This is a genomic window from Vibrio sp. HM8-C, assembly GCF_058630515.1.
Genome location: NZ_JBMMKS010000001.1, coordinates 291,238 through 305,289, shown reverse-complemented (window position 1 = coordinate 305,289; position 14,052 = coordinate 291,238). Strand labels below are relative to the sequence as shown.

15 protein-coding genes are annotated in these 14,052 nt (G+C 43.1%); 8 read left to right on the top strand and 7 right to left on the bottom strand.

Annotated elements, in window-relative coordinates; all coding sequences use genetic code 11:
* Positions 1–59: 59 nt before the first annotated feature.
* Positions 60–1,073 (top strand): asparaginase, encoded by a 1,014-nt coding sequence (ansA, locus tag ACOSVQ_RS01380; RefSeq protein WP_491980812.1) that lies wholly within the window; start codon positions 60–62, stop codon positions 1,071–1,073.
* A gap of 86 nt (positions 1,074–1,159) precedes the next feature.
* On the opposite strand, the gene ACOSVQ_RS01375 is transcribed toward ansA, so the two are convergent.
* Complete coding sequence (locus tag ACOSVQ_RS01375) at positions 1,160–1,444, bottom strand: YeaC family protein (protein WP_491980811.1); 285 nt, start codon at positions 1,442–1,444, stop codon at positions 1,160–1,162.
* Positions 1,445–1,639: 195 nt separating this feature from the next.
* On the opposite strand from ACOSVQ_RS01375, the gene ACOSVQ_RS01370 reads away from it, so the two are divergent.
* Entirely contained in the window at positions 1,640–2,461 is an 822-nt protein-coding gene (locus ACOSVQ_RS01370) for a DUF2989 domain-containing protein (RefSeq protein ID WP_491980810.1), read from the top strand.
* 42 nt (positions 2,462–2,503) lie between these two features.
* On the opposite strand, the gene msrB is transcribed toward ACOSVQ_RS01370, so the two are convergent.
* Positions 2,504–2,908, bottom strand: a complete 405-nt coding sequence (gene msrB / locus ACOSVQ_RS01365; RefSeq protein ID WP_491980809.1) for a peptide-methionine (R)-S-oxide reductase MsrB — start codon at positions 2,906–2,908, stop codon at positions 2,504–2,506.
* 336 nt (positions 2,909–3,244) lie between these two features.
* Between msrB and gap the strand changes: the two genes are divergently transcribed.
* Together gap and ACOSVQ_RS01355 are read left to right on the top strand one after the other, a co-directional pair.
* A complete protein-coding gene (gene gap / locus ACOSVQ_RS01360; protein WP_102940087.1) occupies positions 3,245–4,240 on the top strand; it encodes a type I glyceraldehyde-3-phosphate dehydrogenase in 996 nt (331 codons plus the stop codon).
* 129 nt (positions 4,241–4,369) lie between these two features.
* Positions 4,370–5,254, top strand: a complete 885-nt coding sequence (locus tag ACOSVQ_RS01355) for a D-hexose-6-phosphate mutarotase (RefSeq protein ID WP_491980808.1) — start codon at positions 4,370–4,372, stop codon at positions 5,252–5,254.
* Between the two features lie 136 nt (positions 5,255–5,390).
* Here ACOSVQ_RS01355 and ACOSVQ_RS01350 read toward each other — a convergent pair whose 3' ends face one another.
* Positions 5,391–7,274, bottom strand: a complete 1,884-nt coding sequence (locus ACOSVQ_RS01350) for a methyl-accepting chemotaxis protein (RefSeq protein WP_491980807.1) — start codon at positions 7,272–7,274, stop codon at positions 5,391–5,393.
* 287 nt (positions 7,275–7,561) lie between these two features.
* On the opposite strand from ACOSVQ_RS01350, the gene rlmA reads away from it, so the two are divergent.
* Entirely contained in the window at positions 7,562–8,380 is an 819-nt protein-coding gene (rlmA, locus tag ACOSVQ_RS01345; protein WP_491980806.1) for a 23S rRNA (guanine(745)-N(1))-methyltransferase, read from the top strand.
* Positions 8,381–8,617: 237 nt separating this feature from the next.
* Complete coding sequence (locus tag ACOSVQ_RS01340; RefSeq protein WP_491980805.1) at positions 8,618–8,974, top strand: hypothetical protein; 357 nt, start codon at positions 8,618–8,620, stop codon at positions 8,972–8,974.
* Between the two features lie 79 nt (positions 8,975–9,053).
* On the opposite strand, the gene ACOSVQ_RS01335 is transcribed toward ACOSVQ_RS01340, so the two are convergent.
* Positions 9,054–9,494 (bottom strand): YcgN family cysteine cluster protein, encoded by a 441-nt coding sequence (locus tag ACOSVQ_RS01335; protein ID WP_491980804.1) that lies wholly within the window; start codon positions 9,492–9,494, stop codon positions 9,054–9,056.
* Positions 9,495–9,659: 165 nt separating this feature from the next.
* Between ACOSVQ_RS01335 and ACOSVQ_RS01330 the strand changes: the two genes are divergently transcribed.
* On the top strand, positions 9,660–9,908 hold the full coding sequence (locus ACOSVQ_RS01330; RefSeq protein ID WP_491980803.1) for a YkgJ family cysteine cluster protein: 249 nt from the start codon (positions 9,660–9,662) through the stop codon (positions 9,906–9,908).
* Positions 9,909–10,030: 122 nt separating this feature from the next.
* A complete protein-coding gene (gene aqpZ, locus ACOSVQ_RS01325; protein WP_491980802.1) occupies positions 10,031–10,729 on the top strand; it encodes an aquaporin Z in 699 nt (232 codons plus the stop codon).
* Between the two features lie 79 nt (positions 10,730–10,808).
* On the opposite strand, the gene recR is transcribed toward aqpZ, so the two are convergent.
* The 3 genes from recR to dnaX form a co-directional block, all read right to left on the bottom strand.
* Entirely contained in the window at positions 10,809–11,411 is a 603-nt protein-coding gene (gene recR, locus ACOSVQ_RS01320) for a recombination mediator RecR (RefSeq protein WP_491980801.1), read from the bottom strand.
* A gap of 14 nt (positions 11,412–11,425) precedes the next feature.
* Complete coding sequence (locus ACOSVQ_RS01315) at positions 11,426–11,755, bottom strand: YbaB/EbfC family nucleoid-associated protein (protein ID WP_042486139.1); 330 nt, start codon at positions 11,753–11,755, stop codon at positions 11,426–11,428.
* A gap of 79 nt (positions 11,756–11,834) precedes the next feature.
* Positions 11,835–13,985 carry a DNA polymerase III subunit gamma/tau gene (gene dnaX, locus ACOSVQ_RS01310; protein WP_491980800.1) on the bottom strand — a complete coding sequence of 717 codons (2,151 nt, stop codon included), beginning with the start codon at positions 13,983–13,985 and terminating at the stop codon, positions 11,835–11,837.
* Between the last annotated feature and the right edge of the window lie 67 nt (positions 13,986–14,052).

Below are 14,052 nucleotides of genomic sequence, written 5' to 3'. Positions count from 1 at the left end.
TACAATCGTTTTCGTTATAATCGCCACACTATTTATCACGACCTTCAGTAGTTGTAATCATGGCAAGAAAACATATCTATATCGCCTACACTGGCGGCACTATCGGCATGAAAAAATCTTCACACGGATATGTTCCTGTGGCGGGATTCATGGAGAAGCAACTGGCGAATATGCCTGAGTTCCATCGTGACGAAATGCCTGAGTTCACGGTTCACGAATATGAACCATTGATTGACTCTTCAGATATGACACCAGAAGACTGGCAGAAAATCGCTGATGACATCAACGACAACTACGACAAATACGATGGCTTCGTGATTCTTCATGGTACTGACACCATGGCTTATACCGCTTCAGCACTGTCGTTCATGTTGGAAAATCTAGGCAAGCCAGTGATTGTGACCGGCTCACAGATTCCATTGGCAGAACTGCGTTCTGATGGTCAAGCTAACTTGCTCAACGCACTGCACATTGCAGCAAATTACCCAATTAACGAAGTAACGCTATTCTTTAATAATCATTTGATGCGCGGCAACCGCAGCACGAAATCTCACGCTGACGGTTTCAATGCTTTTACATCACCAAATATTCCACCTTTGCTTGAAGCAGGTATCAATATTCACGTCAGTAACGGCGTGCAAATAGGTAAAGAACCTGAAGGCAAATTCCGTGTGCACCATATTACTCCGCAGCCGATTGGCGTAATCACAATGTACCCAGGGATTTCGCATGAAGTTATCCGCAATACCTTATTGCAGCCAGTAAATGCGATGATCCTACTTACTTTCGGCGTTGGTAATGCACCACAAAACCCAGAATTGTTAGCACAGCTTAAAGCGGCTTCAGAACGTGGCGTGATTGTAGTGAACTTAACTCAATGCTTGGCTGGTAAGGTTAACATGGGTGGTTACGCAACAGGATGTGCCCTTGCCGATGCAGGTGTGATCAGTGGTTACGACATGACTCCAGAAGCTGCGTTAGCAAAACTGCACTATCTATTGAGCCAAAATCTCTCTTACGAACAAGTTAAGCAGAAAATGCAGCAAGTACTGCGTGGTGAAATGTCTTTATAGATAACCGTAGTAAGCTCAAACAAACCGCTTTAAAGTAAGAAAACCCCGTATTCACATACGGGGTTTTCTTTATCCAGCCTTTGTCACTACTCGTGATTAGGATTAATTCGTACTATATCTTCTTGATTGTCTTGGAAACGTTTCTTTAATTCTGCTTTCGATTTAAAGACCATTTCGCCACCAACACCAATAGTCATATGGTCAGCGTCGTTGTTATGCTTCGATTGGTACAACATCACAGCTTGCATACAAGAATCTCGCTGCTCTTGAGAAAGTGAAGTACCTTCAGGCCACTTACCTGTTTCAACAGCAAACAATAAACGCTCATAGGCTTCAGGTGTAATTGCAGCAACAAGTTGATTTGCGTCCATGGTGCATTCCTAAATTAAAGATTTGCGCCAAAAATAACTTGCTGGCACATTGAGTCAAGACAAGCTAAATAAATAAGTGTATCGGATCACAAGCTAAACATTTTTCTAACATCACGTGGCATAGAGTCTGCATTATTTGAGTCTCATCCGTTACTAAAAATATTATCTATTCGTTAGGTCAACAGGCCAATATATATGAACATAACTAAAGCCATTCTCGTTTTATCATTGCCTTTCGCATTGTCTGGATGCTTTGAAAATAAAAAGAATACAGACCAACTTTGTGAAGATAACCCAGCTTTGCAATGTGAAAGACTTAATGTGAATGATGGGCAATGCCGTATCCCTAGAACTGATCTGATCTGGCATCGTTTCGAAGTACTTAAAGACCCAACACCTGCAAATAAGATTGAAGAGTACAATCTAACCAGCACTTACCGTAAATGTTTAGAGCTTGCCTCTCAAATACAAACCATTGACCAAGCACAGCTCAAACAAAACCGCGTTAATGCATTAGTGAATTCGGGAGAAGATTTAAAACGTTTGGCGGCTGAACTACGTAAAGAACGTACGCCAGAGGCGTTATATTTTTTATGGAGCCAAGAAGGCGACCATAAAGCTCGTCGCGAGTTTTTACAGCTTGAAGGCAAACCTGAACTTGAAACCGCAGAGCTGCAGTATGCGTTAGCGACCTTCTATACCACTCGAGATCGAGAGAAAACCATCGCTTTACTCAATCATGCTTTAGAGTTGAGCAAGCCTGACAAGATCAACACTGAAATATTCAAATCACTCGCCAGCAATTATCACACTGGGGGAGATAAAGAACATGCCTATATTTGGGCGATGGTTGGTAAAGAATATAAAGTGCCTATCGCAAGCGAATCTGAGCTCGCATTAATGTATGGTTTTAATGAAGAGAAGTTTGAAAAGCTGGATAAAATTGCGGAATCGGTCATTAAATCCATCAAACAGGGACAATACAAAAAGAGCATCGTCCCTAACTCTTTGAAATAATGTAGCTATCAAACAAAAGTTGGTGATCTATCACCAACTTTTTCACTTTTTGTTGAAAATTAACGACACCGAGTTAACACAAAAACGCTCACCAGTAGTCTGTGGACCATCTGGAAATACGTGACCTAAATGGCTGTCACAAGCTGAACAACGAATTTCAGTACGTATCATTCCGTGACTCAGATCTTCTAAATAACGGATGGCTTGGTCATCAATTGGCGCATCGAAACTTGGCCAACCACAACCGGAGTCGTACTTGTTTTCAGAGCTAAACAAAGGCGCGTTACAGCACGTACAATGGTAAGCACCGGTCAATTTGTTATGCAGCAATTTACCTGTGAATGGCGCTTCAGTTCCTCTTTGGCGACAAACGTAATATTCCTCTTCCGATAACTGGTCTTTCCAGTATTCGTCAGGCTTCTCTATCTTTTGGGCTTTTTCAACCACGCTTTTCTTTCTCCATTTTTCTAATAATTATTTTTGACTTTTTTCTCTAAAAACTTGCGTACATATGATTTTGTAGCACATACTTTTTCACCATAGAATGGTGGGTTATTTGAGCATTTATAACCTCGTAGATTGATTATTTTACGTCAATTGGTAGGGATGAAAAGCAGTAGCACGTTTAAAAACTAATCACTTGTAAGTGATTGTGAAAAAAAGCGACAGTTTTTTTTGACTTTAAACAAGTTAAGTCGGATTATCTGTTGCAGATGTTTACTGGATTTTGTAATTTTACTACCAGTTATCTTTAATCAGAAATTAAGTTGTGGAGCAACTATAATGACTATCAAAGTAGGTATTAACGGTTTTGGCCGTATTGGCCGTTTCGTATTCCGTGCAGCACAAGAACGTAATGACATCGAAGTTGTTGGTATCAACGACCTTATCGACGTAGATTACATGGCTTACATGCTTAAGTACGATTCAACTCACGGTCGTTTCAACGGCACTGTTGAAGTTGAAGGTGGTAACCTAATCGTAAACGGTAAGACTGTACGTGTTACTGCTGAGCGTAACCCAGAAGATCTAAAATGGGATGCAATCGGTGTTGACGTTGTTGCTGAAGCAACTGGTCTATTCCTAGACGACGCTACTGCACGTAAGCACATCACTGCTGGTGCGAAGAAAGTTGTTATGACTGGTCCTTCAAAAGATGCGACTCCAATGTTCGTTAACGGCGTAAACTTCGACACTTACGCTGGTCAAGACATCGTTTCTAACGCTTCTTGTACTACTAACTGTCTAGCGCCTATCGCTAAAGTTCTTAACGACAAGTTCGGTATCGAATCTGGTCTTATGACTACAGTTCACGCTACTACAGCAACTCAAAAAACTGTAGATGGTCCTTCAGCTAAAGACTGGCGCGGTGGCCGTGGTGCTTCTCAAAACATCATCCCATCTTCAACTGGTGCTGCTAAAGCAGTAGGCGTTGTACTTCCAGCAGTTAAAGGTCTTCTAACTGGCATGGCTTTCCGCGTACCAACTGCTAACGTTTCTGTTGTTGACTTAACTGTTAACCTGAAAAACCCTGCTTCTTACGAAGAAATCTGTAAAGCGATGAAAGAAGCTTCTGAAGGCGAAATGGCTGGCGTTCTTGGTTACACTGAAGATGCAGTAGTATCTCAAGACTTCATCGGCGAAAAATGTACTTCTGTATTCGATGCTAAAGCTGGTATCGCTCTAACTGACAAATTCGTTAAAGTTGTATCTTGGTACGACAACGAAATCGGTTACTCAAACAAAGTTCTAGACCTAATCGCTCACATCTCTAAGTAATGTAAGCATTAGCGAAGAAATTCGTTGAGAATGATGAAAAGGCGGCCGATGTGTCGCCTTTTTTAGTTTTTGCAGCTTTGATGTTCAATCACAAACAGCCAAACAGAAGCTGAATGAGGAATGATATTTATGGATCTAAAATCTCTCCCTACACTGACTTACCTTTCTGACAATGTAACCATCGTTGAAAAAGATGATGTAAAAATTGTTCGCGTAATCCACGACAAAGCAACTGCAGGTATCGCTTTGCATGGTGCACATGTGCTTTCTTATATTCCGGCAGGAAAAGAAGACCTAATCTGGATGAGCAGTAACACACCGTTCGATGGCAAAGCAGCTCTCCGTGGCGGCATTCCAGTTTGTTGGCCATGGTTTGGCAAAATTGCTGAACCTGGACACGGTTTTGCTCGCATTTGTGAGTGGAAACTGGCTGAACATAGAGAAAGTGAGCAAGGTGTTGTCGTTGTTCTGGAGCTAGAAGAAACAGAACAGACGTTAGCAATCTGGCCTTACAAATTTAAAACTCGCTTATTCGTTGAAATTGGTGATGAACTGAAAGTCACGTTGGAAGTTAACAACACTGATGAAAAAGCATGGACGTTCTCAAGTGCGCTTCATACTTATCTAAACGTTGGCGATGTGGCTCAAATATCTACAACCGGTATGGGCGCTGAGTATATCGACAAACTACAAGATTCTAAGATTTGCCAAGGTGAAGCTTCTCTAGTTCTCACTGATACCATCGACCGAATCTACACCATGCCTGAACAGATCATTAAAGTGTCAGACCCAGTGCTGAAACGTGCGCTCTATATTGAAAATACAGGTCACAACTCAGCAGTACTTTGGAATCCTTGGTCGCAAGGCTCAAAAGCTATGGCAGACATGCCAGATGATGGCTACAAAACCATGTTCTGTGTTGAGTCAACCATTCACGCTCCTTGCATTTCAGCAGGTCAAACTCTGCAGCCTGGTGAACAGCACCTACTGACAACAACAATCTCAGCGGAATAATATTCATGCCTAAGGAGTAATCTCCTTTTCTTATGAATAGTTTTCCCCGATTTGTTTAAGTCATTACCAATAGAAAAGCCCGATAACTGAGTTTTATAACAAACTAGATTATCGGGGCTTTTTTGTCTAAAGAATCTTAGACTTTAAATCGACGAATTTCAGATTCCAACTCATGAGAAAGTGAAGATAGCTGTGCAGCTTGTTTAGCGGCATCTTGTGCTTCAATTGAGAACTCGTTCGATACGTCACGAATACCTTGGGTATTACGTGTGATTTCCGAAGTTACCGAAGCTTGCTCTTCAGCCGCTGTTGCGATATGAGTTGCCATATCACTGATTGCCGATACAACACTTCTAATTTGATCGAGCGACTGTGATGCATTGATGGCATCGGCCACGCTCGTCGCTGCAAGCGCTCGACTATCATTCATAATCGATACTGCTTTACCAGTTGTGCTTTGAAGCGTATCGATCATTTGCTGAATTTCTTTGGTCGAAGCATGGGTACGCTGACTCAATACACGAACTTCATCAGCAACCACCGCAAAACCGCGCCCTTGTTCGCCTGCACGCGCAGCTTCGATAGCAGCGTTTAATGCCAGCAAGTTTGTTTGCTCTGCAATACCTTGAATCGTGGATAGAATATTGCTGATCTGGTTACTGTGCCCTTCTAACTCTTCAATCACGCCCGTTGCAACTTCTACTTCAGTTGCAAGGTTCTCAATAGAGACTTGTGTTTGTGTAACCTGACGAGCGCCAGCATCACAAGCGATCACAGCATCATTGGAGTTACCCGCCGTTTGCTCTGCATTTCCGGCAATTTCATGTGTAGCAGCTGACATTTCATTGATGGCAGTAGCGACCATATTAATCTCATCTTGCTGCTGTTGAATGCGGATATTATTTTGCTCTGATTGCTTAGCCGCGTGTGCAGATTGTTGTAGCAAGTTAGATGAAACATTACCTAAATTCGCCACCATTTGCTGCATGTTACCAACAAATTGGTTGAAACTTTGTGCAAGTTTTCCAACTTCATCATCAGAATGGATAGCTAGACGTTGAGTTAAATCTGCGTCTCCTGATGCGATTTCTTCCAGAGCTTTGCTCACACGAGAAAGGTCTTTAATCAAGAAGTTAACCAACCATGAAACAGCCAACAGAACTAATAGCGTCACCACGACTGCGGTAGAAATCAGCCCCCACAGCAGAGAATTTGTTGAAGCAAGCTCGGTCTTTTTATCTAACTCAGCCACAAAAATCCATTGAGTACCAGGTACTGCTTTGAAGTAATACAACTTCTCAGAACCATTAAGTTCAACCGGAATAAAGGTTTTCGACTTAGCAGCTTGATTAATTGCTTCAATAGTTAATGCTTTTGAAACAGAAGAAACAGGTTTAAGAGTGAGATCTTTTTCAGGATGTGCTAACCAGTTTCCATCTTGAGTATCGATAAGCATGGTTCTTGCGTTATCCCCTGCATCTGAGGAAAGAACATCTGACACAAGCTGTTCAATCAATACATCTGCACCAACGACACCAGAAAAACGTCCGTTAATTTTTACTGGCTCAGCAATAGTGATCAGTAATGCATTGGTTACCGCATCTTGATATGCGGTAGTTACAATCATCTTACCTGCAGTTGAAGCATCGATGTACCAAGGACGTTTACGTGGGTCATAGCCTGCTTTGTTACGCTCAGGGTATGAACGATGCATCACACCTTCCGTAGTACCGTAATAGAGCTCATCAAAACCACCGGAAATTCGGCCTTGTTGTAAAAATGGGACAGGATCTGAAGCATTCGCATAATCTTTAAATGCTGACGTGATGGATTTTCTATCGGCAACCCAATCTGAGATACCTTTAGCTGTAGCCGTAGTCAGAGTTTCAACGCGCTCCGACATCGCTTTTTGTGTCTGATCGTAGATTCGGTCGATAGACAACCAAGTCAATGCTCCAGCCATAACAACAACTGCGGTAAGGCTAGCACCAATTAACTTTTGCTTTAGCGAAAATGACATTATTAAACTGCTCTCAATATTGTTGTTTTTACGCGCGAGATACTAACCTCTTTAGCATGCGCTATGCACTAAAAATATGACAAAACAATCAATATATAAGCTATTGTTATACAAGGAATAAGGTCAAAATATTGGCATAAACCAAATAGTTGTCAGTTTGACTATCCGAGCGGCTAGAAAGTGAAACCTTAGTTCCAAAAGTAGCTGAAATGCCCTATCCAATCGGCTTTTTATTTGATTGAGATACCGCTACACTTACCGCTTCGATTTATTACCTTGAGAACACCATGGCTTATCAGTGCCCGCTTTGCCAGCACCCCCTCACTCTTAATCAGCGCACTTATTCATGCGAAAACAATCACCAGTTTGATTTGGCGAAAGAGGGCTATGTCAACTTGATGCCCGCTCACCATAAGCGTTCAAAAGATCCCGGTGACAATAAAGAGATGATGCAGGCAAGACGTCGTTTTCTCGATGGCGGTCATTACAATCCAATGCGTGAAAAAGTCGCGGAATTGTGTAAACAGTTCTTAAAAAGCACAGACCACCAGCTACTCGATATTGGTTGTGGTGAGGGCTACTACACGACTTACATTGCCGATTGCTTAAAAGAGCAAAGTGCAGATGCTAAGACCTTTGGTTTAGATATCTCCAAAGTTGCTATTCGATATGCAGCCAAACGTTATACAAACTGTGAATTTACTGTAGCTTCAAGCCACCGATTACCTTTTGCCGATAACTCATTGGATGGAATCTTACGTATCTATGCTCCATGTAAAGCGGATGAATTAAATCGCTGCATAAAATCAGGCGGAGTGGTTATTACAGTGACTCCTGCTGCTAGACATTTGTACGAGTTTAAACAAGGTATCTATCAAGACGTGCGTTTGCATGAAGAGCAGCCAGAATCGATAGAAAACTTCACCTTAGAACATGAAGCAAAAGTTAATTATCTGATGAACCTTAATGGTCATGAGGCATTTGACTTATTGCAAATGACACCTTTTGCATGGCGCGCTAGTGAGGCTTACAAAGCAGAATTGAAAAACTCAGACACTGTAAAATGCGAAGCAGATTTTATGATTCGCGTTTATAGAAAAGCTTAAAAAATCGAATTTTGAAGTTACAGCTGACGTGAAAATCACTGTAACTTCAACTGCAAACCTCTTCGCTTGAGACAAATTTCAGCCATTTCTCCTCCTCACTCATCTCAATTATAAAAGTACAAAAATCAGGCATGCTAATTGCTTTGTAAGCAACAAGTGAAAAAATGATCAAAAAATCACACAAGTTTGACATAAGCCTGTCGATATATTTATTGAGGAAGGATTTAGGAGAGCAGTATGAACCCAGTAGGCGCAGGATCAGTATCGAATCTGAATGCCCCCCAAGCGGTAAAAACTCAAGCTTCAGCTAGTACAGAGTCGACTTCGCCAGCTCCTCTGAAGGTCGAACAAAACAAAGTTACGCTTTCTGACGAAGGAAAGGCGTTGCTTGCTGCATTACAAGATATTGAGCAAAACGGCAAAATGCCTGAAAGTGATAAAACCATGAGTGATAAGGTGGAAGCCTTTACCTATGGTGCTTTAGGTATGGAACACCCAGACAAAGTAAAAGAGAAAGATGATTCATTCTTCTCAGCGGGGCAATATCTTTCCGCTGCGGCAACCGTTGGTAGCCTATTGTTACTATTAGCCTAGACCCAATTTTTATTTTCTTTTCAGGCTTAAAAAATCCCACAATATTTAACAACACTGTGGGATTTTTTGTATCCGGCTTCTAGTTTCGATTTGGGTGGTTGAGTATGTGATCTTCCCAATCGACAACATCGATTTCATACACCACTTTATTGCGAACACTTTCCCCAGCTGCATGCATTGCGGCTTTTGAACCGGTAATAAGCGGATGCCATTGTGGTATCGGCTCATTTTGAGAAAGCAGACGGTAGGCACAAGTATCTGGGAGCCAGTGGAACTCATCAATCTTATCGCGAGTCAGTTTTAGACACTCTTCACCAGATTCGAAGCGGTTTGGGTAGTCTTTGCAAGCACAGGTTTTGCTATTTAACCAACTACAAGCCACATTGGTGTAATAGACTTCGTCACTGTCTTCATCCATCAGCTTATGCAGACAACACTTACCGCAGCCATCACACAATGACTCCCATTCGGTTTCTGTCATTTGCTCTAGTGTTTTGCTTTCCCAAAATGGTGTTGTCATCGCTGCATTCTTTCTATCTGTAACTGAGGGGCGTGTTATACCCCCCCACCACACAAATTACAAGGGCAAACATGCTGAAAAAAACAGCTTAAAAAGTCTGCAGCAGTGAAGGTTTTCTGTTAACATCTGCGCCCTTATTTTTGCTTTTACTTTCGGTAGGTCTCAATGAATTGTCGACTTGGATGTGGTGCATGCTGTATCGCACCTAGCATATCTTCTCCAATTCCGGGTATGCCGAATGGTAAACCTGCTGGTGTTCGATGCATTCAATTGAATGAAGACAACTTATGTAAGTTGTTTGGCAAACCAGAAAGACCAAACGTCTGCCATGACTTCAAACCTTGCCGTATCGTCTGTGGTTCGACGAACCAAGAAGCGCTACAAAACCTTACTGAACTGGAACAGTTGACCTAATTTAGACTGTTTTTGAACCCAAGTACCACTTTTGAAACATATAAGTTCATCTATCCACTAAGCGATTTATCTTTTTCAACTACGCTTCTGATATGTATTTCGTTACATATAGGAATGTGACTATGAAGAAATATCTTGCTGAACTAATCGGTACATTTTGGTTGGTACTCGGTGGCTGTGGTAGCGCGGTGCTTGCGGCAGCGTTCCCTGACGTAGGAATTGGTTTGCTTGGCGTATCACTAGCGTTTGGTTTAACCGTTCTCACTATGGCTTTCGCCATCGGCCATATCTCTGGATGTCATTTGAATCCTGCCGTGACTTTTGGGCTTTGGGCTGGAGGTCGATTTGAAAGTAAAGACATCCTTCCTTATGTTCTTGCTCAAGTGATTGGTGGCGTGATTGCTGGCGGTGTGTTGTATGTCATCGCAACAGGCCAAACTGGCTTTGATGTGGTCGCTTCAGGCTTTGCAACCAACGGCTACGGTGAACACTCTCCCGGTGGTTACTCTTTCATGGCGGCTTTGGTCTGCGAATTGGTTATGACTGCAATGTTTCTTTTCGTCATTATGGGAGCCACTGATTCAAGAGCGCCACAGGGATTTGCTCCTATCGCTATCGGTTTATGTTTAACTCTCATCCACTTAATTAGTATTCCAGTCACGAACACTTCAGTTAACCCTGCGCGAAGTACAGGTGTCGCTGTGTTCGTCGGTGATTGGGCAATTTCACAACTGTGGCTATTTTGGGTAGCGCCAATTGTGGGCGGAATTATTGGGGCAGTTATCTATAAGATTGTCGACGGTGAAATAAAAGAAATTTAGTTCATTTATTGAATGATAAATGCTGAAGATAAAACAAAGCCGCTGTGAAAATCAGCGGCTCTGGTCACTACGGTAAATCTTAGGAAAGTTTTTGGCGACCAAGTAAAGAGTGGGACAGCGTTGTGCCGTCAACCAGCTCTAACTCACCGCCTACCGGCACACCATGAGCAATACGACTTGCAGAAACTTGGTGCTCGCGACACAGCTCAGCAATATAGTGAGCGGTAGCTTCGCCTTCTACCGTTGGGTTAGTCGCTAAAATAACTTCACTGATCCCACCTCTTTGCAGGCGAAAATCCAGAACATCTAGACCAATATCACTAGGTCCAATGCCATCCAGTGGAGACAAGTGTCCCATCAGTACAAAGTAACGACCTGAAAATTGACCGGTTGCTTCTAAAGCTGCAATATCGGCAGGACTTTCCACCACACACAACTGACCATTTTCTTGGCGTTTAGGGTTATTACAGATGTGGCAGGTCTCTTCTTCGGTGAATGTCCGACATTCACTGCAATGACCGATATCAACCATTGCCTGACCAAGCGCCTCAGCGAGCAACAGCCCACCTTTTCTGTCGCGCTGTAACAAATGAAAGGCCATACGTTGAGCCGACTTGGGTCCAACCCCAGGTAGACAACGTAAGGCCTCCATCAAATGCTCCAGCATATGACTGGTACGCATCAATCACCTACTTCTTAGAAAGGCATCTTCATACCTGGTGGTAATTGCATACCGCCAGTTACTGCAGCCATTTTCTCTTTTGAAGCTTCTTCGATACGACGTGCAGCATCGTTAAATGCAGCAGCAATCAAATCTTCTAGCATTTCTTTGTCGTCTTCCATCAAGCTTTCATCGATGTCAACGCGACGGACACTGTGACTGCCAGTAATAGTAACTTTTACCAAACCTGCACCAGATTCACCGGTGATTTCCATGTTTGCGATTTCTTCTTGCATCTTTTGCATGCGATCTTGCATTTGTTGGGCTTGCTTCATTAAGTTGCCCATTCCGCCTTTACCAAACATCTTTATCTCTCTGGTTTATCTTTGATTGTTTCACATACAGTGGGGTTAAAAGTTTGAAATCTCAACCCCGCTGTTTCGGTTAAATTGGTCTTACGCTGTCTTTATCCAATTCTGCGCTAAATCGACGCTCAATAAATTGTACATTAGGATCCGATGATAGTTGGCTCATCGCATGAGAAAGTTTCTCTTGGTAGAGCCTTTCACGCAGCTCAAGCGGTGTTTCCCCATCCTCTCCTAGTGAGACAGAGAGCACACACTCTTCACCTAATTTTGTATTGATCGCCTGTAGCAATTCGCTTTGTGCTTTATCGGTATTGAGGTGAGCATGACTAGAGCGTAATAGAAGCTCAATCACATTGCCCTGCTTTTTATAAACCGAGTTTAATGCCAACTGCTCTACGAGTTTTGCTGTCTCTAAACTTTGAATCAGATTCGCCCATTCATTCTGAGCACAGGCTTCATCAATAAGTTTCGATGTCATCTCTGGTGTTTTTTCATGTTCCAAAGACTTTTTAATTTGAGTCGGTGTTAGTTCTTTTTTTACTTCAACGTCAGCAACTGGCTGAGTTGGACGCCATTGATAAGCTTCTTGCTCTTCAGGCTCATTAGTAACAAAAGAAGGCGACATCGGCGAAGCGTTTTGAGCACGTTGTGCAACACGTTCTAACACCGTTGTAGGTTTTGCTGATGCCGCTTCAGACTTTTTTGAGCCGTGACCTGTGTTTCCTTGACCAGAGTTTACTTGCTGATTCAGGCCTTCGCGCTGTGAACGTAACTGGTGTCTCAGCCCCGTTAGTGGCGATGCCGCTTTACGTTCTTGCTGAGGAGGTTCGACAGCGATTGGTTGTTCTACCGGAACATAAGGTTCAGACTGAGAAACAGGATTCATCGGCGCCTGTTGGGCATCACGCGGCGCGTTATATTGCTCGGCATGATTGTCTACAGGTTGACTCTGAACTGGCGCTGATTGCGGCACAGTTTGAGCCGGAGCCGCAGAATGTTGCGGAGCGCTTGGTACTACAGGAGCCGAAGGTGCGACGTGAGATCTCGGAGCTACAGGTGCTTGAGCGGCTGGTTCAGCTACTGTTGTTCTAATTGGCGTTGCAGGTTCACTTTGCGTAGATATTGCTGATGTCAGCGACACTTGAGAAGGTCTAAACGCCATCATTCTTAAGGCGATCATTTCCATACCGATTCGGCCAGTCGGCGAAGCAGCAAGGTCAGCTCTGCCTTTTAGCGCAATTTGGTAATAAAGCTGTACGTCTTGAGGTGCCAGTGAGTGCGCGAGCCATTGGATTCTTTCTGCATCAGGAGCCGATTTATCTAGACTCGCGGGCAGTGCTTGAAACATAGCAACGCGGTGCAACTGAGTAGCAAACTGCTGAAGTAACCCATCCCATTCAACGCCATTTTGTGCAAACGTCTCAATCGACTCCATCACCTTCTGAGGTTGCTTTGAGCTGATTGATTGCAGCAAATGTAGTGCTTGGTCGGTATCTAACGTACCCAACATGTGTGACACAATATCGTGGTTTACATGTTTGTTACCTAGTGCGATAGCTTGGTCAGTTAAACTCAGTGCGTCGCGCATACTACCATCGGCAGCATGAGCAATAAGACCTAATGCCTTGCTCTCGAAGGCAATCTTTTCTTCACCAAGCACATGTTCGAGCTGCTGCTGGATATTTTCGACGCTGATTGGTTTTAGATGAAACTGCAAACAACGTGACAATATCGTCATCGGCAGCTTCTGAGGATCGGTGGTCGCGAGTAGGAACTTCACGTACTCCGGTGGCTCTTCCAACGTTTTCAATAATGCGTTGAAACTGTGACGCGACAGCATGTGAACTTCGTCTATCAGATAAACCTTAAAGCGACCACGAGCCGGCTTATACTGGACGTTATCGAGAAGCTCACGAGTATCTTCAACTTTGGTGCGAGACGCAGCATCGATTTCTAACAAATCAACAAAGCGTCCTTGGTCAATTTCTTTACAGGTTGCACACTCACCACACGGTGTCGATGTAATACCTGTTTCGCAATTAAGCCCTTTCGCAAAAAGTCGTCCAATCGTTGTTTTACCAACACCACGAGTACCACTAAAAAGATACGCGTGGTGAAGTTGATTGTGAGCCAAAGCATTTTCTAAAGCTGTTAATACATGGGCTTGCCCTACCACTTCTTTAAACTTGGTAGGACGCCATTTACGCGCTAAGGCAAGATAACTCATGAAACCTTCCGTTGTAGATGTTTGTACCTAATGAATCTATTCAGTTATTGGGCAGTTAAAAAACGTA

Excerpts from the sequence above, each read along its gene's own strand:
- ansA (WP_491980812.1), top strand. The coding sequence starts at position 60 with ATGGCAAGAAAACATATCTATATCGCCTACACTGGCGGCACTATCGGC.
- ACOSVQ_RS01375 (WP_491980811.1), bottom strand. The coding sequence starts at position 1,444 with ATGGACGCAAATCAACTTGTTGCTGCAATTACACCTGAAGCCTATGAG.
- ACOSVQ_RS01370 (WP_491980810.1), top strand. The coding sequence starts at position 1,640 with ATGAACATAACTAAAGCCATTCTCGTTTTATCATTGCCTTTCGCATTG.
- gap (WP_102940087.1), top strand. The coding sequence starts at position 3,245 with ATGACTATCAAAGTAGGTATTAACGGTTTTGGCCGTATTGGCCGTTTC.
- ACOSVQ_RS01355 (WP_491980808.1), top strand. The coding sequence starts at position 4,370 with ATGGATCTAAAATCTCTCCCTACACTGACTTACCTTTCTGACAATGTA.
- ACOSVQ_RS01350 (WP_491980807.1), bottom strand. The coding sequence starts at position 7,274 with ATGTCATTTTCGCTAAAGCAAAAGTTAATTGGTGCTAGCCTTACCGCA.
- rlmA (WP_491980806.1), top strand. The coding sequence starts at position 7,562 with ATGGCTTATCAGTGCCCGCTTTGCCAGCACCCCCTCACTCTTAATCAG.
- ACOSVQ_RS01340 (WP_491980805.1), top strand. The coding sequence starts at position 8,618 with ATGAACCCAGTAGGCGCAGGATCAGTATCGAATCTGAATGCCCCCCAA.
- ACOSVQ_RS01335 (WP_491980804.1), bottom strand. The coding sequence starts at position 9,494 with ATGACAACACCATTTTGGGAAAGCAAAACACTAGAGCAAATGACAGAA.
- ACOSVQ_RS01330 (WP_491980803.1), top strand. The coding sequence starts at position 9,660 with ATGAATTGTCGACTTGGATGTGGTGCATGCTGTATCGCACCTAGCATA.
- aqpZ (WP_491980802.1), top strand. The coding sequence starts at position 10,031 with ATGAAGAAATATCTTGCTGAACTAATCGGTACATTTTGGTTGGTACTC.
- recR (WP_491980801.1), bottom strand. The coding sequence starts at position 11,411 with ATGCGTACCAGTCATATGCTGGAGCATTTGATGGAGGCCTTACGTTGT.
- ACOSVQ_RS01315 (WP_042486139.1), bottom strand. The coding sequence starts at position 11,755 with ATGTTTGGTAAAGGCGGAATGGGCAACTTAATGAAGCAAGCCCAACAA.
- dnaX (WP_491980800.1), bottom strand. The coding sequence starts at position 13,985 with ATGAGTTATCTTGCCTTAGCGCGTAAATGGCGTCCTACCAAGTTTAAA.